The organism is Methanotorris formicicus Mc-S-70 (genome assembly GCF_000243455.1).
In the GTDB taxonomy this organism is placed as follows: Archaea; AGJL01; Methanococci; order Methanococcales; family Methanococcaceae; genus Methanotorris; species Methanotorris formicicus.
Map to the genome: position 1 here is coordinate 18,783 of NZ_AGJL01000014.1, position 19,391 is coordinate 38,173.

General features: G+C 33.1%; 20 protein-coding genes and 1 pseudogene. 10 read left to right on the forward strand and 11 right to left on the reverse strand.

All coding sequences use genetic code 11. From position 1 onward, the window contains the following. Genes METFODRAFT_RS11865 through modA form a run of 5 tightly spaced genes read right to left on the reverse strand, consistent with a single transcriptional unit; the run spans position 1 to position 3,781 of the window. Positions 1–399: a TOBE domain-containing protein gene (locus METFODRAFT_RS11865; protein WP_007044180.1), complete on the reverse strand. Its 399-nt coding sequence runs from the start codon at positions 397–399 to the stop codon at positions 1–3. A 57-nt stretch (positions 400–456) separates the two neighbouring features. Beyond that, entirely contained in the window at positions 457–1,503 is a 1,047-nt protein-coding gene (locus tag METFODRAFT_RS03610) for an ATP-binding cassette domain-containing protein (RefSeq protein ID WP_007044181.1), read from the reverse strand. 2 nt (positions 1,504–1,505) lie between these two features. Continuing rightward, entirely contained in the window at positions 1,506–2,213 is a 708-nt protein-coding gene (locus METFODRAFT_RS03615) for a Rossmann-like domain-containing protein (protein ID WP_007044182.1), read from the reverse strand. Beyond that, the gene (locus tag METFODRAFT_RS03620; RefSeq protein WP_007044183.1) at positions 2,200–3,000 is read right to left on the reverse strand and encodes an ABC transporter permease; all 801 of its coding nucleotides are present in this window, start codon (positions 2,998–3,000) and stop codon (positions 2,200–2,202) included. The genes METFODRAFT_RS03615 and METFODRAFT_RS03620 overlap by 14 nt, the downstream gene beginning before the upstream one ends. A gap of 1 nt (position 3,001) precedes the next feature. Next, positions 3,002–3,781, reverse strand: coding sequence for a molybdate ABC transporter substrate-binding protein (modA, locus tag METFODRAFT_RS03625; RefSeq protein ID WP_007044184.1), 780 nt, complete (start codon positions 3,779–3,781; stop codon positions 3,002–3,004). Positions 3,782–4,072: 291 nt separating this feature from the next. Between modA and METFODRAFT_RS03630 the strand changes: the two genes are divergently transcribed. Continuing rightward, positions 4,073–4,690, forward strand: a complete 618-nt coding sequence (locus tag METFODRAFT_RS03630) for an MBL fold metallo-hydrolase (protein ID WP_007044185.1) — start codon at positions 4,073–4,075, stop codon at positions 4,688–4,690. Here the strand turns inward: METFODRAFT_RS03630 and METFODRAFT_RS03635 are convergent. Then, the gene (locus tag METFODRAFT_RS03635; protein ID WP_007044186.1) at positions 4,682–6,193 is read right to left on the reverse strand and encodes a helicase HerA-like domain-containing protein; all 1,512 of its coding nucleotides are present in this window, start codon (positions 6,191–6,193) and stop codon (positions 4,682–4,684) included. The two genes, METFODRAFT_RS03630 and METFODRAFT_RS03635, sit on opposite strands and share 9 nt — an antisense overlap. Positions 6,194–6,319: 126 nt before the next feature. On the opposite strand from METFODRAFT_RS03635, the gene mtxX reads away from it, so the two are divergent. From mtxX to METFODRAFT_RS03655, 4 genes are all read left to right on the forward strand, one after another. Beyond that, a complete protein-coding gene (gene mtxX / locus METFODRAFT_RS03640; RefSeq protein ID WP_048115492.1) occupies positions 6,320–7,060 on the forward strand; it encodes a methanogenesis marker protein Mmp4/MtxX in 741 nt (246 codons plus the stop codon). 114 nt (positions 7,061–7,174) lie between these two features. Further along, positions 7,175–7,972, forward strand: a complete 798-nt coding sequence (gene uppS / locus METFODRAFT_RS03645; RefSeq protein WP_141564051.1) for a polyprenyl diphosphate synthase — start codon at positions 7,175–7,177, stop codon at positions 7,970–7,972. Positions 7,973–7,977: 5 nt separating this feature from the next. Beyond that, on the forward strand, positions 7,978–8,454 hold the full coding sequence (locus METFODRAFT_RS03650; protein ID WP_007044189.1) for a protease complex subunit PrcB family protein: 477 nt from the start codon (positions 7,978–7,980) through the stop codon (positions 8,452–8,454). A 157-nt stretch (positions 8,455–8,611) separates the two neighbouring features. Then, entirely contained in the window at positions 8,612–9,424 is an 813-nt protein-coding gene (locus METFODRAFT_RS03655) for an MBL fold metallo-hydrolase (protein ID WP_007044190.1), read from the forward strand. Here the strand turns inward: METFODRAFT_RS03655 and gatE are convergent, their stop codons facing one another. Genes gatE through METFODRAFT_RS03670 form a run of 3 tightly spaced genes read right to left on the reverse strand, consistent with a single transcriptional unit; the run spans position 9,425 to position 13,380 of the window. Next, complete coding sequence (gene gatE, locus METFODRAFT_RS03660; RefSeq protein ID WP_007044191.1) at positions 9,425–11,317, reverse strand: Glu-tRNA(Gln) amidotransferase subunit GatE; 1,893 nt, start codon at positions 11,315–11,317, stop codon at positions 9,425–9,427. Positions 11,318–11,334: 17 nt separating this feature from the next. Next, on the reverse strand, positions 11,335–12,588 hold the full coding sequence (gene gatD, locus METFODRAFT_RS03665; RefSeq protein ID WP_007044192.1) for a Glu-tRNA(Gln) amidotransferase subunit GatD: 1,254 nt from the start codon (positions 12,586–12,588) through the stop codon (positions 11,335–11,337). A 27-nt stretch (positions 12,589–12,615) separates the two neighbouring features. After that, entirely contained in the window at positions 12,616–13,380 is a 765-nt protein-coding gene (locus METFODRAFT_RS03670) for a 4-phosphopantoate--beta-alanine ligase (protein WP_007044193.1), read from the reverse strand. 234 nt (positions 13,381–13,614) lie between these two features. Here METFODRAFT_RS03670 and METFODRAFT_RS03675 point away from each other — a divergent pair, with 234 nt between their 5' ends. The 3 genes from METFODRAFT_RS03675 to METFODRAFT_RS03685 all read left to right on the forward strand — a co-directional run bounded on the left by METFODRAFT_RS03675 (position 13,615) and on the right by METFODRAFT_RS03685 (position 15,977). Further along, positions 13,615–13,833 (forward strand): class III signal peptide-containing protein, encoded by a 219-nt coding sequence (locus METFODRAFT_RS03675; RefSeq protein WP_007044194.1) that lies wholly within the window; start codon positions 13,615–13,617, stop codon positions 13,831–13,833. A 94-nt stretch (positions 13,834–13,927) separates the two neighbouring features. Further along, on the forward strand, positions 13,928–15,028 hold the full coding sequence (sucC, locus tag METFODRAFT_RS03680) for an ADP-forming succinate--CoA ligase subunit beta (RefSeq protein ID WP_007044195.1): 1,101 nt from the start codon (positions 13,928–13,930) through the stop codon (positions 15,026–15,028). A 40-nt stretch (positions 15,029–15,068) separates the two neighbouring features. Beyond that, positions 15,069–15,977, forward strand: a complete 909-nt coding sequence (locus tag METFODRAFT_RS03685) for an SDR family oxidoreductase (RefSeq protein WP_007044196.1) — start codon at positions 15,069–15,071, stop codon at positions 15,975–15,977. Between the two features lie 24 nt (positions 15,978–16,001). Here METFODRAFT_RS03685 and METFODRAFT_RS03690 read toward each other — a convergent pair whose 3' ends face one another. Then, positions 16,002–16,331 (reverse strand): hypothetical protein, encoded by a 330-nt coding sequence (locus tag METFODRAFT_RS03690; RefSeq protein ID WP_007044197.1) that lies wholly within the window; start codon positions 16,329–16,331, stop codon positions 16,002–16,004. Positions 16,332–16,585: 254 nt separating this feature from the next. On the opposite strand from METFODRAFT_RS03690, the gene METFODRAFT_RS03695 reads away from it, so the two are divergent. Both METFODRAFT_RS03695 and METFODRAFT_RS03700 read left to right on the forward strand, forming a co-directional pair. Further along, entirely contained in the window at positions 16,586–17,842 is a 1,257-nt protein-coding gene (locus METFODRAFT_RS03695; RefSeq protein ID WP_007044198.1) for a cation:proton antiporter, read from the forward strand. A 21-nt stretch (positions 17,843–17,863) separates the two neighbouring features. Continuing rightward, a complete protein-coding gene (locus METFODRAFT_RS03700) occupies positions 17,864–19,201 on the forward strand; it encodes a nucleotide sugar dehydrogenase (protein WP_007044199.1) in 1,338 nt (445 codons plus the stop codon). On the opposite strand, the pseudogene METFODRAFT_RS03705 reads toward METFODRAFT_RS03700, so the two are convergent. Next, positions 19,193–19,391, reverse strand: a pseudogene (locus tag METFODRAFT_RS03705) (IS701 family transposase); the annotation flags it as partial. The gene METFODRAFT_RS03700 and the pseudogene METFODRAFT_RS03705 overlap by 9 nt on opposite strands.

A 19,391-nucleotide genomic window follows, 5' to 3' on the forward strand; every position in this document is an offset into this window, starting at 1 on the left:
TTAGTAAAGGTGGCAAGCAACAAAATGTCCATTTTCAATCTCTTTTAGCTCTGGTATCTTTTGTTTGCAGATATCTTTTACGTAGGGACATCTTTGATGAAACCTACAGCCACTCGGAGGATTTATTAAATTAGGCACAGTCCCTGGAATTGATTCCAAACGTTCTATCTTTGTCAGTAAATTAGGAACTGCCAATGCTACAGATGTTGACTTTATTAAAACAAAAACATCATCTCCAACTTCAATACCTAAATCATTTAGTGCATCTTTTGTAATAACAGAGATTATTTTTTGGTCTCCTATCTTAACTACAACCTCTGCCATTACTTGACCAACTTTTATTTCTTCAACAGTTCCTTTTAATTGATTTCTCATACTAACTTTCATTTTATCACCCATAATACTTAACAAATAGTATATTATTATATTATTATATATCTTTCGGTATAAGGAAAGTTACTTCCTAATTACAACAGAAGATGATATAGATGCCTTCACGACCATTCCTTTTTTTAATCCCATTCTATATGCCTTAGATTTCATCAACTCACAGGTTAAATATACACCACCAACATCAACGATTGCCTCAACTGTTGATAAACTTAGTTGATAAACATCGACAACCTCTACCTCAAAGACGTTATTGTTTCTAAGGTGATAACGACATCCTCTCCCATCACCAACCAATACAATATCCTCCGGCCTTATGGCTAATGTTGCATCCCCACATTCATACCCACCATCAAGATAAATATCTAAATCTCCCTCAAAAATGTATGAGTCATCTTCTTTCTTAATTTTGCCTTTAAGAAAGTTCTTGTATCCAACAAATCTTGCTACAAATTCATTTTTTGGCTTGTTTAGTATTTCCTCAACGTCACCATATTGTTCTATCCTACCATTTCTTATTATTGCCATCCTCTTTGCCAAAGCGATAGCCTCAATAAAATCATGCGTTACATGTATAAACGTTAAATCTGAATCCCCATAAATTCTTTTAAGTTCAAGTATGAGATTTTCATGGTTTAATCTATCCAAAGAATTTAAGGGTTCATCAAGAAGAATAATTTCAGGTTCTACAACTAAAGCCCTTGCTAATGCAACCCTCTGCTGTTCTCCCATGCTCAACGTCTCTGGTTTTCTATTTAGGAGGTGCTCTATACCCAATGATTTACTAACCTCCCTAACTTTTTCTTCTCTAATTTTTCTATCTTTAATACCATAGCCAATATTGTCCTTCACACTCAAATGTGGGAAGAGATATTTTCCATGACACATGACAATTTTTCTCTCACATATGGGCTTGTTTGTTATATCTTCTCCATTTAAGATTATTCTTCCGCTATCTGGCTTTCTAAATCCCGCTATTATTTCTAAGAGTGTTGTTTTTCCGCTTCCACTTAAACCAAGGAATACGAAATAATCTTTTTTCCTTATTTCAAGGTTGTCTATTTCAAGGGTGAAGTAGGCAAGTTTCTTCTTTAAATTTTCTATTTTTAGCATATTTATCTACCTAACATGCAGAATCTCTCAACTCCTAATATTTTAGCCATTCCAGCAATTGTTGTTCCATAGAAGATAATTCTTTTGTTATATTTTTTAGCCAACTCCCAAATTTCTTCAAATGTCCCATTTGCTATTGTTGAGCCAGTAGCTAAAACTACATCTGAATTTTTTATTAGCTCTTCATTATATTCCCCATGGATAATTTTAGCCCCATATTTTATTTTTCCGACATTCTCTGGATTTAAATCGCTGACTATAACGTTCTCTGCTCCAAACTGACTAACAATTTCTTTAACAAATGCTGGCTGAAAACCAATAATTCCGATTTTTTTAATGTTTTCATTTTTTAACATCTTGGCAAGTTCTTTTGCACATTTCTCTGGCTCATCTCCACTACAATGTATTGTTCTATCAATCAAACCCAAGTATCTCATTATTGCATTTAATGTTGCAACAACTGCAGGATTGTTTCCATTCTCAATAACTTCTTTAACAGTTCCTTCAAATTCCACAGGTTCATCTGTAAACGCATCTCCTCCACATCCTTTAAAATTAGCCCTTAACAAAATCTCCTTCCCACTCATTAAAGGATAATCCTTTATTCTTGATGTTTCAAGTTTTGTGTCTGATATTTTAATCTCAACTACCTCATTTAGAAGGTTATTCTCCTCTACAAGGTTTTTTAGCATCTCCCTAACATTCACCATATTTTCCACCCTCCAAATTTACTACAAATTTTATTAAGGATATAACCAATACAGCAATTGCTATATGGATTGTTGCAATTGCAAGTGCAAGTTCTATATTTCCAATAGAAACATTTAAAAATACCGCAATTGGTAATGTTTCTGTTTTCATTTTTGTTGCTCCAGCAAGCATCAATGTTGCTCCAAACTCTCCAATAGCCCTTGCCCATCCAAGGATTGTTCCAGCAATAATACCACTCTTTGCAAGAGGGAGTGTTATTTTTAAGAAACTCTCTAATTTGGTAGAGCCCAGACTTTGTGCTATATATTCATATTTTACATCTATGCCCTCAAATACTGCCCTTGTTGTTCTAATGATAAATGGTGTTGCTATAAAGAACTGAGCAATTATAATCCCATTTTGCGTAAAGATTATATTAACAATGTTTTCTGTTATAAACTTTCCAATGGTTGTATTTCCAAAGAATATGAGTAATCCAAAACCAGATACGAGAGGAGGCAATAGAACGGGTAAATTTATCAAACTGTCTATAATTTCCTTACCTCTGAAGTTATATCTTGCAAGTGCATACGCTGATGGAACACCTACGATAAGTGCAAGAAATATTGCAATGAATGAGCATTTGATACTCAATAATATGGCAAATCTAACCTCCTCTGATTGAATTGCGTTAAGTAGAGTTTCTATTGAAATCTTTCCAAGTATGGAAACTATCACAGAAAGAATAATAAATAGAAAAAGCATCAATGTAGTGAGTGATACATATTTTAAACTTTTCTGATTCATTTCACTCAATCACCTCAAATCCATATTTTTTAAACACATCTTTCCCCTCAGTTAAAACGAAGTTGTAAAACCTCTCTGCATTTTCTTTATTTTTTGTGGTTTTTAGTATGGCAATTGGAACTGTTTTTATAACATTATATTTTGGATTTATTGGGATGATATCGACTTTATCTTTGTTTTCAACTGCATCAGCCCTCCAAATCACTGCAGCATCTGCCTGTCCTTCAATAGCATACAACAAAACTTGCTTTACAGTTGCTCCCTTAACAACAACATTTTTATTTATTTTTTCTGAAATTCCAGGATTGTATTTCTCTGCCTTTTTAAGAATCTTTTTAAATGTCTTACCAATTGCTATATTCTCATCACCCAAGGCAACTTTAACCCCAGGTTTTCCCAAATCCTCAAGGCAAGTTATATTCTTTGGATTTCCTTTTTGAACTACAATAACTGGAATATGTTTGGTAAAGTTTTTGTATTCTAATATATAACCTCTTTTCTCAAGTTCTTTGAGGTAAAAATGTGCTCCTGGCATGAATATATCTCCTTCATTTGATGCTAAAATTTTTGAATAGAGATAACCACTTCCAGCGTAGTCGTATTCAACTTTTATTCCATATTTTTTTTCAAACATCTTTCCAATTTCATCCATGGGCTTTTGCATTCCAGCCCCAACATAGGCGTGTATTACCTCTTCTTTTGTTTCAGATTTTTGCATACATCCAGACGCCAAAACTATTCCTACAATCAACAATCCAAATATCGCTATTTTTTTATCCATATTCTCCCTCAGATGTTAATGTAAGTTGTTACATTTTGTATGGAATAGTAATGTGTATCGATTATCGCCAGAACTTATATATAAATTTTTGAGTTTTGGTAAAATTGTTAAATACTACAACAATATATTATATAAATTTTTCGGTAATCGGAAACTTCTTTCCGTATTTGTGATAGAAAATTATATATAAACCTTTCGGCATAAGGAAATATACTTCCGTATGATGTATAAATTTAATAATAATTATAATATAATGAATGATGATATTATAATCATATTTGGGGTGGTATTATGATAAAACTTCTATACAAGGGAGAGTTGATAAGGGAAGATGAAACCATAAGGAAAGCCTCATCCTCAGTAACTTTAATTCAAACTGAAAACCATAATATAATAGTAGATACTTCAACTAAAGATAAAAGGGAATTGATAATTGAAGAACTAAAAAAATTAAACTTAGAACCAAAAGATATTGATGTTGTTATAAATACCCATAGACATTACGACCACATAGAGAACAACGACCTATTTGAAAATGCAGTAGTTTATGCCTCACCACAAGAATGTATAAATGAGTGTTTAGGATGCAAACTATACTCAGGAAGTGATGAAGTCAACGAATTTGAACCAATTGAAAAATTTAGGGATGATGAAGTAATTATACTAAAAACCCCCGGACATACATGGGGGAGTATATCTGTAGTTTATGGGAACTATATTGTTGCCGGAGATGCAGTTCCATTAAAAGATAATGCCCTATTAGATATCCCTCCAGCAGTTAGAGTTGATTATAGGTCAGCAAAAGGTAGTTTAAGAAGAATAAAACTGCTAAAAAAGAATATCATAACCGGGCATGATGGGATTGTCTATATCAGTATAACATCCAATAATACTGATGAATCATTCTAAATCCCCAAATACATCATCGTAAAATTCTTCCTCATCTTTAGTCATTTTTTCTTTTTCTTCCATTCTTTCTTTCCAGAATTTTATGAAGTCTATATCTTCTCCCCCATAGTTTCCATTGAACTTATTTACTTTTACAATTGCTGGTATTTTTATGCAGGGACCTATAATTATTGCCTCTCCAATGTTCAAACTTGTTAACTGCTTAATTAAATCTTCACTTAAATTTTCTGATGCGTGTTGAACGTGCTTTTGGTCATTTGGTTCAATTAACTTTGAGATTATTAAGTTGCTGCATTGAGATAACGCCTCAGCATCCAATGTCTTTGGTCTTTGGGATACTAAACAAATCCCTACTCCAAACTTCCTACCTTCCCTTGCTATTCTTGATATGTAGTGTTTTGCTTTTGTTTTTCTATTTTGTGGAACTATTAAATGGGCTTCCTCAAATATTAGGAATATTGGTTTTGCTCCATTCCTTCCATTTTCGAGGATGGCTCTTTTTCTGTCGTTTAGGATTTCTTTTGTGAAATAGGAGACAATAATATCAACACTGTTCTCATCCAAACTTTCAAGTGGAAGGATGTTTATATGGTGCTCTTTTATTTCATTTATTGGATTGTAGTGGATCTTTATTAAATCCTTCTTAAATTGGAGTAAATCTTCCAATCTAAAAATTGCCGTCTGGATACTGTCTTTGTCTTTCTTATAGTTCTCATCCTCCATAAAATTCTCTAATATGCCAATTATTGCATTTATGTATTCCTCTGCAGAGTTGAAGTCCTTCTCTTTATATTGTTCTTTTATTATTTTTATTGCCTTTCTTATGTAGGGTCTCTGCTTTGTTGCCTGTGCATCAACACCAGCCAAATCTGCCAAATCACTATCAGAAATATGGAAGATGTTTATTTTTGGTTCGATTACATGTTTTCTTAATGGGAAATTACATGATTCTATATTCCTATACTCTCCATGCATGTCAAAGACCAAAATGGTACCTCCAATCTTATTTAACTCTTCCATTAATACTGCAACTGTATTAGATTTCCCCATTCCAGTCATTGCCAATATTGCCAAATGCCTTGAGCAGAGTTTATTCACATCCAAAGAAACTTCAATATCTCTTGTGGCTAATCTTCCAATGGTTATGTAACTATTTGAAAATATGTCTTTTAGAGTTTCATTGTCTGCTTTATATATTGGTGTTCCTGGTTTTGGTGGGATTTTTGGTATCTTTAATTCCTTAATATCCCCTAAAACCTTAATTTTTCCAATTATGTAGTGGGAACTTTCATCATCAAATTTTCTAATCTTTTCTAAATCCTCAATGCTTAAAATTTCACTTAAAACCATATTTCCTTGGATTGTACTTTCTACCATCCCTAAAACATCTATTCCATCATAACTAACCATCACATAATCTCCAACTTCTGGTGGATGCTTTGCTAAAAATGTCAATTCATCTGTTCTTGTTTCCCCTATTGTATATCCAATAATCTTTTCCATGATTACCACTTAACTTAAAATTTTAAACCATAAGCATTATTGAAAAGATTTATAACAAAATATTAAATACATCATCTGTAAAAATTTATGTATAACTGGTTTTTAAAATTTGGGTTAGTGATGTGCATGTATGCCATTGGAATTGGTGAAAAAAAGGATGAGGTTTTAAAAGCATATCATAAATTAAGTGAAGAGGGTATTGATGTTGAATTAATCAATAATCCAAAAACTTTAGTTGATAAACTTCTAAATAAAGAAATAGATGGAGCAGTTAGGGGCTCTCTCTCATCATCAAAGGTAATTCCTTATTTAAGGGAGAAAGTTGGGAGGTTTTATAGGGCATCTATATTAAAAAATCCGTTTAATAGAGAGATTTTTTTGCTCTCTCCAGTTGGGATTGATGACATTAGGGAAGATAACGAAGGAAGGATTAAAGATAAAATTGAATTGATAAACTATGCAATCAATTTCTTAAAAAGGAACAACATCAAGCCAAAGATTGCCTTGTTATCTGGTGGAAGGTTGTCTGATTATGGGAGGAGTAAAGAGGTTGATAAAACCATTGAAGAATGTGAAAAAATTTTAAAATACTTTAAAGAAACAGATGAAAAAGTTGATATAGTGCATAATGGAATACTAATAGAAGAAGTTTTAAAAGATGGTTGTAATGTAATAGTTGCTCCGGATGGAATCAGTGGAAATTTGATGTTTAGGTGTTTTGGTTTGGTTTGTGGTTTAGAGGGTTATGGGGCTGTTTTATTGAATAATAAGGAGATAAATTTTTTTGATACCAGTAGAAATGCAACATGGAAAAGATACTACAACGCAATAAAATTTATAGAAAATATTAATAAAGATAAGTCTTAATTTATAATTGTTTGGGAAATTTTATTGTTTATCAACATTAAATTAACTTAATAATGCAGTGATTTCATATATTTTATCTTTTCTATTCTTCCTTTATTAACTATGATAATGGTGATGTTTTTGCTGATTGAGTTGTATAATTTTTTAAATAAGATGGGTATTTTGAAAATTTACGAAAGGGTTCTTGAAAGAGAGATAGATAAGGGCAGGGTTCCAAAACACGTGGGAATCATAATGGATGGGAATAGAAGGACAGCAAAGGAACTAAAAAAACCTATAACCTATGGGCATTATTTGGGGGCGGAAAAGATTAGGGAAGTTTTAAGATGGTGTATTAATTTAGATATTAAGGTTATTACAGTATATGCATTTTCCATGGAAAATTTTAGAAGACCTAAAGATGAAGTAAGGGCACTAATGGATTTATTTAAAAAGAAATTTATAGAAGTTGCAGAGGATGAAGAAATACACAAATACAAAGTTAGAGTTAGGGCCATTGGAAGAACCAACAAACTACCAAAGGATGTGCAAGAGGCAATAAGATATGCAGAAGAAAAAACAAAAAATTATTCAAATTATTTTTTAAATGTTGCAATTGCTTATGGTGGGCAACAGGAGATTGTTGATGCAGTAAAGAAAATAGCAAAAAAGGTTAAAAATAATGAATTGGATATTGAGGATATAACAGAAGAGACCATTTCAAAACATCTCTATACATCCAATCTTCCACATCCAAACCCAGATTTGATTATTAGAACCTCAGGAGAGGAAAGAATTAGTAATTTTTTAACATGGCAATCATCATATTCAGAACTATACTTTTGTGAAACCTACTGGCCGTTGTTTAGAAAGATTGATTTTTTAAGGGCTATAAGGGATTATCAAAGGAGAGAAAGAAGATTCGGTAGGTAGGAAATATGAAAAGATTGGTTATTTTAATTTTAGTGGTTTTGCTGTGCGGATGCATAGGAGACAAAACCACAGACACCCCAAGTGTCCCTAAGAATAATGTTGCAAAGACAGATACCAATCAAAACAACATCGTCCCAAATGAGACCCAAAATATCACAAATGAAACCAAAATCCCATCTGAAGTTCCAATTCCATTTGAGATCGTTGAAATGGGGATATTTGGGAAAGAAGAACATGGAAAATACATCCACTATACAAAGGATAACAAAACCATAATTGAACTTTATATGGGAAAAAAACCAACTGCGGGGTATAGCATAAGTATATCAAAAATCACAAAAAAGAACGATAAACTTCTTGTATATATAAATGAAAGTTATAGGGAAGAAGGCAATGCAATGGTAGTTACATCCCCCTATGTAATTGCAGAGGTTAATGGAACTTACGATAACGTTGTTTTTGTGTTTGTTGGAAATGAATAATATCATTTAACTATTTTTTTAGTTCAAATCAAATTTAAATTTAAAGCATTTAAACAACTGTAACTTAGGGTAAATAAACACGCTTCATTCCATTAAAGTATTTATAACACATTTTTACAATAATAAAAATTAATTTAAAAAATAGGGATGTGGTAATTTGAGGGTTGAGATAATATTCTTAGGTTCGGGTGGTGGAAGATGGGCAACTATTACACAAACACGAGGTACTGGAGGATTTAGAATCCACACTGAAAAAACAAAACTCCACATAGATCCTGGACCAGGGGCATTAGTTAGAATGAAGGATTTAAAAATAACCCCATGGGGAACAAATGCCCTCTTTATCTCCCATTGTCATCCTGACCACTATACGGATGGGGAAGTGATTATAGAGGCGATGACAAAAGGAATGACACAAAAAAATGGTGTTATAATAAGTAACTTTACAGTATTGGAAGGTTTTGGGGATTTTGAAAATGCAATATCAAAATATCATCAATCAAAGGCATTGAAGAGATATATTCTTTATCCAAAGGATTCTGCAAAAATTTATGATATGGAGTTGGTTGCAACAAAAACAAAACATGGAGATCCTTATGGCATTGGGATAAGGATAAAAACCAAAAAAGGAGATATCGGCTATACTGGTGATACGGAATATATAGATTCTTTAATTGAGGATTTTGATGGGGTTAGAGTTTTTATTGCAAATATTGTTAGGAAAAAAAATGAGAGGATAAGGGGACATTTATGCTCAAACGACGTTATAGATTTGGTAAATTCAATGAATAAAAAACCAGAATTGGTGGTTATGAACCATATGGGAGTTAAGATGACAAATCCTGAAAAAGAAGCAAATTATATTGCCGAGAATATAGGAACCAATGTAATCCCTGCAAAATTGGGCTTAAAAATTGAGTTGTTAGAAGAAGGATATCTATCATACATGATAGGGCAAGAGAAAAAATAATTATAGTTTTGATAACTTCTCCCTTAATATAGCATTAACTAATTTACCATCTGCCTTACCTCTCAAAACTGCCATACATCTACCCATTAACATACCTATCGCTCCCATCCCCTTGCTTTTAACAACATCAATATTCTCATTTATAATATTTTCGATAATCTCTTCAACTTCCTCTTTTGAGAGTGATTTTAATCCCTTAATCTCTAAAATTTCATCAATGTTTTTATCTGGAAACTCGCAAAATCCTTTAAGAATTTCAATAATTGCTTCTTTTGACATCTTTCCTTCTGATAAACCTTTAAATGTTTCTCTTAAATGTTCTTCAGTAATTTTTGATATTTCATAGCCCTCTCTTCTAATTTCTTTTAAAGTTCCTTCCAATGTTGTTGCTATCAACGTTGGTTTTATTGACTTGAATTCCTCACAAAGTTTCTCAAATACATCAACATAGTATGAAAGAACCATCTGTTTTGCTAACTCTTCATTTAACCCGTATTCTTTAATAAACCTCTCAACCTTCTCTTCTGGCATCTCAGGTAAATTATTTTTAATTTTCTCGATCAACTCTTTGCTTATTTTTATTGGTGGGATGTCTGTTTCAGGATACATCCTCGCTGCTCCTGGCAATGGTCTTAAGTATGAGGTATTTCCATCCTCCAATGCCTTTCTTGTCTCCTCTGGAACTCCAATTAATGCCTCTTTTGCCCTATCTTTTACTGCCTCTAATGCCTTATCTACCTTCTCCTCTTCATCCGCAACTATTATTACGGCATCCCCTCCTCCTGCATTAACAAATTCTCTCAATTTTTTAACCTCTTCTTCACTAATGCCATATTTTGGAAGTTCATCTGTGTGGAATAAACCACCAACTCCTGCAATAACCTTTGCCCTATCTGAGAACTCCGTCCCTAACCTCCTGCCTGGTTGAATTTCCCTACCAACCAAACCAGCAAAGCCCTTTAATAAAATTGCCTTAACTTTACCATTCTTCTTTTTTAAAGCATTTCTTATAACTTTTGATTTTGTATCTTTAAATATCTCCGTTACATCAAATATATCATTAACAACCTCAGCATTTCTCTCTTTTAGTTCATCTCTTATCTTTAATAAGTTAATTTGCCTAATTACCTCATTCTCTATGACTTTTTCAATTAAATCTAAGTTTTGAACCCCCTTAACCTCAATTCTTGCCCCATCTTTTATTGATATGTTAATATCTTGCCTAATTGTTCCTAATCCCCTCTTAACTTTTCCTGTTGCCCTCAAAATTTCTCCAATTCTTCTCGCCGCTTCTTTACCCATTTTTGGGGATGTGATATCTGGTTCGGTTGAAATTTCTACTAATGGAATTCCTAACCTATCTAAATTATAAACGATGCAATCCCCTCTATCTTCAATCTTCCTTGCAGCATCCTCCTCCAAACATAAACTTGTTACCCTTACTTTTCCAAACTCCGTCTCAATATGTCCATCCTTTGCTATAAACATCGTCCTTTGAAAACCAGATGTGTTAGAACCATCAATAACAATCTTCCTCATTGTATGGACTTCATCAACAACTTTCATATTCATCAATAAAGCAACCTCTAATGCAACCTCTATTGCTTCCTCAGATGGCAAATGAGGAGGTTCCTCATCTAACTCAACTAAGCAAGTTGTGTCATTGTAGTATTGGTAAATGAATTTCTTTCCTTTCTTTGCCTCAATTAACGCCGCTCTATCAACTTCTCCCATCTCACTTTGGGAAGGTCTTAAAACTCTCAATATTTCCCCATCTGGTTCATCATCCCTAATGATTGTTGGGCAGTGGCAGAATAATTTCCTCTTTGTGTTTAATTGCTGATGAATTTCCAAACCAACCTTTAATCCTATTTTATTATAATTAATCTCCATCTTATCACCTAACTTATTTAATAGGTATCAAACCTACTCCTGTACTCAATTTCCCCAACTAAATTTTTGTTGATTAATCTTTTAGCCTCCTCTACATCATAATTTCCTAAAAGATACATTAACTTAACCAATGCAACCTCTGGTAGCATGTCTTCGCATCCAATAACTCCCAACTTTTGTAATTCCCTTCCATTTGAATATACATTCATATTTACTCTTCCATTGATTGTTTGGGTTGTCATAGCAACAACAACACCATTATCTACCGCATATTTTATGCCATCAAAGAATGTTTCTGGTGCATGACCTAAACCAGTTCCCTCTAAAACAATTCCTTTATATCCATTGTCAACATAAAACTTTAAGATATCTGAACTAATTCCCGGATAAATCTTAATTAATGCCACTTTTTCCTCTAAGTTTATATTTATTTTCACTTTTTTAGTGCCTTCACTTTTCTTTGGTTCTCTTAAATATTCTATCGCCTTTGTAAGTGGATTTATCTTTGCAACAGGAATGGTGTTTATTGATTTAAATGCATCTCTTCTTGATGAATGGGATTTCCTAACTTTAACTCCTTCATGCAAATAGCAGAATGTATCTCCACTCTCCCCATGCATAACAACATAAACTCCCTTAATTGGCTCTGTTGCTGCCAAAACACTACTAATTAAATTCAATGCCGCATCTGATGAAGGTCTATCGCTACTCCTCTGTGCTCCAACCAAAATTATTGGCACATCAGTTTCTATCATAAAGGATAATGCACTTGCGGTATAGTGCATCGTATCTGTTCCATGAGTTATAACAATTCCATCCGCCCCATTTTCAATCTCTTCTTTAATTGCCTCAGCAATTTTCTTCCAATATGATGGGAGCATATTCTCGCTTAGAATATTCATTATTACCTTTCCTTCAATATTTGCTATATCCAAAAGTTCTGGAACTGCCCTTATCAAATCATCTGCTGTAAATGCAGGGTGAACTGCCCCAGTTTTATAATCCACTCTTGAAGCAACGGTTCCTCCTGTTGATAAAATAGAGATATTTTTTAAATTTGGATTCTTTTTGATGTCTAATGGAGGAAGTTTGTATTCTGGTTTTTTGCCCTTTTCGATGATTTCGATTTTTTCAATGTTTTCTTTTAAAATCCCCACATTATAGCCGTTCTTCATTTTTATAACTACTGTGTTCTCATCTATTGAAGGTAAAATAACTCCTATATATTCAGAGTCCCTTGTGCAAACTTTTACAACATCTCCAATTTCCATAATCTCACCAGATAAATTTTAATTACCTCAATCAATCTCTAAACTTTTTAACCTATCCCCTATATAGTTGAGCATTCTTTTTAAATTTTCTTTGTTGTTGTAATTATTAAGAATATTTTCCAATTCATCCCTACTTTTATTTTTATACTCCCTAACATACTTTATGAGTAATGGCAAACATCTCGTTAATTCATCCACAATGGTTATTGTTGATTTCCTTGCTGTTCTTGATAGTGGATTCAAATCAATAGAAATTACTTTTTTTCCCATTTTTACCAATGCTTCTGTTCTGTCTCCATCTTCTAAAGGAACTAAAACCACATCTGCAGTATAAATTCCCTCTTCTGAAACATTTCCCCTCAAACTGTCTAAATTTGGAATTTGTTTGTTTGCATCATCCACTCCCAACAATTTTATCTCTCCATTTTCTATCTCTTTTTCAAACTCTTTCTTTATTTTTTCTTCCCTTTCCTTTGTTCTATAAAACAAATTCACCTCAATTTTTCCATTTAGTTCTTTTGCAAGTTCTACAACCTCTTCCTTAGCCAATGCAACTGTATTACCATTCACTGATATAACTGGATTCCCTGCCAAAACCAGTAAGGCAGATGCTGCCTTTATTGATTCGAGTGCGATATCTGTTGTTTTTTCTCCAATTAAATAATCAAAGGTCTCTCCTCTCCCATGTGCTATTAATCCAGGTTTTGCCAATATACCTTTATCTAATGCCTCTACAATTTTTTCTCTTTTTAATAGCGATTCGTATCTTGGATGTGATTTTGGAATATCCATTGTCCCACCAAATTATAATTGTTTATTTGGATTTTATGCGCAACTCAAAAATTAACAACCTATTTATACCAAAACTGGGATATTGTTAAATATGGTTGTTTTGCAATTAGATTTAAATTATAATTATTATAAATTTAAAATTTGAGGAACATTATATTCGCAGCGACAGGTTGTTGAGTTTTATGTTACGTCTAACATAAGTTATAAATTTTTCTTCTCTTGGATGGTGGGATAGTGAAAATTATAACATCCAAACGGGCACAAATTTCCCTGGAACTTGGTATATTACTTATGGTGGCTGTTACAGTTGTTGTAATTGTTGCGTACTATTATTTAACAACAATAAAAACCTCTGGAGAAACTGTGAACAAAACAATTACAAATGCAAGTACCACATACTCTGAGAAGATTAAAGACATTGCCAATCAGTTGAGTAATTTATCAAATAAATAATTCAGTCAAAAGTTTTTAATATTACTTTAAAAATTTTATTGTTTATGTATTTTTAAATTAAAATCATTGTTATCTGTGTTATAGGGGTGATTAAATGAAACTGCATGAGTATGAGGCAAAGAACATATTTAAAGAATACGGTATCCCAACTCCAGAGGGCTTTGTTATTTCAAAGGAAGAACTCTCAAAGATAGATGATATTGATGTTAAATCTGTTGTGGTTAAAGCACAGGTTTTTGTTGGTGGAAGAGGAAAAGCAGGTGGGATTTTATTTGCAGATAATAAGGAAGAGTTAAAAGAAAAAATAAACGAACTTTTTAGTAAGGAGATAAAAGGAGAGAAAGTTGAAAAAATATTAATTGAGGAAAAACTACCAATAAAAAAGGAATACTACTTGGGAGTTGTTATTGATAGAAATGAGAAAAAACCAGCAATCATGTTTTCAACCGAAGGTGGAGTAGATATTGAAGAAGTTGCAAAAAGAAACCCTGAGAAGATTGTAAAATACCACATAGAGCCAAGAAAAGAATTCCTTCCATACTCTGCAAGGTGGATTTTGAAACATGCCGGTATTCCATCAAAAGAAATTCCAGTTGTTGCCGATGTTATGTATAAATTATACAAAATATTCAAAGATATGGACGCTGTTTTAACTGAAATAAACCCTCTTGTTATAACAGAGGATGGAAAGGTTTATGCTGCTGACGCTGTTTTGAATGTCGATGATGATGCTTATTATAGGCACGATTATTCAAAGTTTGAAGAGTTTGGCAAAAAGGAGAAGTTGGAGTTTGCCTATGTTGAGTTGGATGGGGATATTGGAGTTATTGGGAATGGAGCAGGTTTGACATTGGCAAGTATGGACATCATTAAAGAATTTGGTGGAAATCCAAGTTGTTTCTTAGATATTGGTGGTGGAGCAAGTGCGGAGATTGTTAAAAAAGCATTAAAAAAGGTTTTAGAAAATCCAAAGGTTAGGGGAGTTTTCATAAACATACTTGGTGGAATAACAAGGTGTGATGAAGTTGCAAGAGGAATCGTTGAGATTTTAAAGGAACATCCTAATGTAAAATTTGCCGTTAGAATGATGGGGACTAATGAAGAAGAGGGGAGGAAAATTTTAGAGGAAAATGGCATTCCTTATGAGACTTCAATGGAAGAGGCAGCAAGAAAATTAATGGAGAGTTTGGCATAAATCAATAATTTTTTTAATAAACAACAAAATAGGCGATAAAATGAAAGTTCTTGTAACAGGTGGGGCAGGATTTATTGGAAGTCATATCGTTGATGAATTGATAAAAAATGGATATGAAGTTGTTATTTTAGATAATTTAATAACTGGAAACAGAAAGAATATAAATCCAAAGGCAGAATTTGTTGAAGGAGATATAACAAACAAAAATTTGGATGAAAAAATTAATTTTCATGATATTGATGTCGTTATTCATCAAGCAGCACAAATAAATGTGAGAAAGTCGGTGGAAAATCCCATCTATGATGGGGATGTTAATGTTTTAGGAACCTTGAATATCTTAGAGAATACGAGGAAGTATAATGTTAAAAAAATCATCTACGCCTCATCTGGTGGGGCAGTTTATGGTGAGCCGGAGTATTTGCCAGTGGATGAAAATCATCCAGTTGTTCCACTTTCCCCTTATGGATTGAGCAAATACTGTGGAGAGGAATATATTAAACTATATAATAGGTTATATGGTATAGAATACTGCATTTTAAGATACTCCAATGTTTATGGAGAGAGACAAGACCCAAGAGGAGAAGCAGGGGTTATAAGCATCTTTATAGATAGGATTTTAAATAATAAAAATCCGATAATCTTTGGGGATGGTAATCAAACAAGGGATTTTGTTTATGTAAGGGATGTTGCAAAGGCAAATTTAATGGCACTTAATTGGAAAAATGAAGTTGTAAATATCGGAACTGGAAAAGAGACATCCGTTAATGAACTATTCAAAATTATTGCCAATGAGTTAAATTACAAAGATAAGGCAATATATGACGATCCAAGGGAAGGAGAAGTTAGAAGAATTTATTTAGATATAAAAAAGGCAGAAATGTTGGGATGGAAACCAGAGGTTGATTTAAAAGAGGGAATTAAAAGGGTTGTAAATTGGATGAGGACGTAAATTTTATATCATTATTTTATTTTTTCATTTATTTTTTTCTTCTTCCTTAATCAATCTATAAAACCAAGGTTCTTCGTAATTTTCTAAATCTTTAACATAGGGACAATCCTTTGGAAAAACTCCAGCCATAATCCCTTCCATAACTGTTAAACATCCATACTTAAACCTATTCTTATAAACAGTACATAATTTTGTTTCTTTATTCAAGTGCTCGCAGTAGACAACCTCTAATCCATTTTCTGTTTTGTATGCGTGTAGTATGCAACATCTTCCACATCTTTCACATAACTCATCTGGAAATAGTTCTTCACTTATCTTGATAACCTTATTTTTCCTGAACCTTAATGTTTCCATATTATCACCTAAGTTAGAAAGATAAGTTAAATGATATTAGTATATAAATTTTTGGTATGTGGAATTTTTAAACAAAATAATCTATAAATATATGTTTGCGTTAAATTAGTAGGGAATGTTGAATATACTATATAAAAAACTTTAAGTAGGGTTATTTACGTTATTAGATGTCACAAAATACCATACTAAAATTTATTGTTTCATTTAATCTTAATTTTGTAAAACTGAAACACTAATAAAAAATAGGTGTGAAAATGGAGTATTCCATAGTAATTGGATATATTTCGTTTTTATTAATTGCAGGGTCATTTATAGCGAGAATTGGAGAAAAAATGGGACTGCCTGATATCCCACTATTACTGTTATTTGGGCTTTTTGTTGGACCGGTGACTGGTATAGTGTCTTCCAATTATGCACAGAACATCTTTGCCATTGTTGGAACCATAGGATTGATTGTTCTTTTATTGGTAGGAGCATTTGAAATGAGATGGATTGTTTTAAAGAGGGTATTAAAAACAGTTTTAAAATTAGATACAGTTGCACTCTTTATTTCTCTCGCTATTTCTGGAGTGATATTTAATATGATTTTCAAACTACCTCACTTCAATCCAGTTGGATATTTGTATGGTGCAATAAACTGTGCTACAGACCCTGCAACACTAATCCCAATATTTTCCAAATCCAACATAGACCCAGAAATCGCTATAACCTTAGAGGCAGAGAGTGTATTTAACGACCCCCTTGGTATTGTGGCAACTATGTTGAGTTTATCCGCATTGGGATTGGGAGAGAGTACCAACCCAATATTGGAATTTTTAGCATTGGCTATTGGTGGAGGAATTTTGGGTTTAATAGCAGGGAAGATATTTGAGATAATGGTTTTAAAAGAAGATTTTAATGAGTATATAGCCCCACTAAGTATTGGAGCTGCAATGGCTGTATGGTATGTTGGAGAAGAGTTGATTCCAAAGGTAATTGGTTATGAGTTTAGTGGGTTCATGGCAGTTGCTATAATGGGATTGTATTTAGGGAATACATTAACAAAATACCCAAGAAAGTCGAATGAAATTGAAAAAATTACGGAATTCTGCACAGATTTGTCAACACTTATAAGAATATTGATATTTGTATTTTTAGGGGCAAGTATAAGCCTTCCCTTCCTAAAAAGTTATGGATTTGAAGGTTTGTTGTGTGCAGTAGGTGCTATTTTCATTGCAAGACCAATTGCCGTATTTATGGCAACATCAATACCACCTATCAACGAAACTTTAAAAGAAAGGTTATATCTCGCATTGGAGGGGCCAAGAGGTGTGGTTCCTGCAGCATTGGCGGCAACGGTTTATTCACACATAATGGCAAATCCAAACATAATTCCATCATATATTGGAAAGTACATACAACCAGAGGCTATTGCCGGCTCAATTTTGGTGGCAACATTCATGACGATTTTACTGAGTGTGGTTATTGAAGGTTCATGGGCAAGACCACTTGCAGACAAACTCTTAAAATAAGGTTAAATTTGGGGTGAATCTATGGAAGTTGTAAATGTAGAGGATGAGATGAGTAAAGAAAAAACAAAAAGGGACAAAAAAGTATGCGTTGTTGGTTTAGGCTATATAGGATTACCAACTGCAAGTATGCTCGCAAATCATGGGTATAAAGTTGTTGGCGTAGATATTAATGAGGATAGGGTAAATGCTATAAAAAATGGGACTTTGCAAATAGAAGAACCTGGTTTAATGACGTTGGTTAAGGGAGCAATAAATTCTGGAAATTTGGTTGTTAAAACTACTCCAGAAGAAGCAGATATTTTCATCATCTGCGTTCCAACACCTGCAGTGGAAAATAATGGGGTAAAAAAATGCGATCTAAGTTACGTATGGAGTGCGGCAAAGAATATTAAACCATATTTAAAGAAGGGAAATTTAGTTATAATTGAAAGCACAATCCCTCCAAATACTACCAACCAACTACGCGAGTTTTTTGGAGAAGGCATTTATGTTGCCCACTGTCCAGAGAGGGTTCTTCCAGGAAGAATTTTGATAGAGTTGGTTGAGAACGATAGGATTATTGGTGGAGTTGATAAAAAATCCGCAGAATTGGCAAAAGAAATATATCAATCATTTGTTGATGGGAATATATATCTAACTGATGCCACAACGGCAGAGATGGTAAAGTTGATGGAAAACACGTTTAGGGATGTGAATATAGCGTTGGCAAATGAATTTGCAAAGGTTTGTGAGGAGATTGGTGTTAATGTTTGGGAGGCAATAGGGTTAGCCAATAAGCATCCAAGGGTTAATATCCTAAAACCCGGCCCAGGGGTTGGAGGACATTGTATAAGTATAGACCCATGGTTTATAGTAGAAAAATCTAAAAATGCCAATCTCATAAAAACTGCAAGGGAATTAAATGACAAAATGCCAGATTATGTTTGTAACTTGATTTTGAGAGAGATTGAAGGTATTAAAAATCCAAAAATTGCCATTTTTGGGGTGACTTATAAGGGTAACGTAGATGATACAAGAGAAAGTCCTGCTAAAAGGATTGTTTCCAAATTGTTATCAAAAAACATGGATGTTAAATGCTATGACCCACATGCTAAGGTATTTGATTATGAACTTTGTGGTTTATGGGAATGTGTTGAAAATGCAGATTGCATAGTTGTTTTGGCAGATCACAATGAGTTTAGGGATTTTGTTGAGGAGGAGGTAAAAAACATAGGTTTAAAAGTTAAGACCAAAAAAATTATCGATACAAAAAATATCCTAAACCACGAATTGTGGGAGAACTGCGGTTTTGATGTGACTTTGTTGGGAGATGGTAAAAGATTTAGGACTTTCGCAAATACATTTAAATACTTAGATTAACAATAAACCAGTTTCTTTACATAAAGAGATTATGGCATTCCCAACGGCTATTCGATTTAGTTCTCTTCTAAACTCATACCAAGTAATCTTTTTATCGATTCTAATTTTCTCTAAAATAAAGAAAGCCCTCATAGCTAACGAAATATGACCTAATACTGGAAATCTTTTTCTAACGAAGAAATTTCCAATA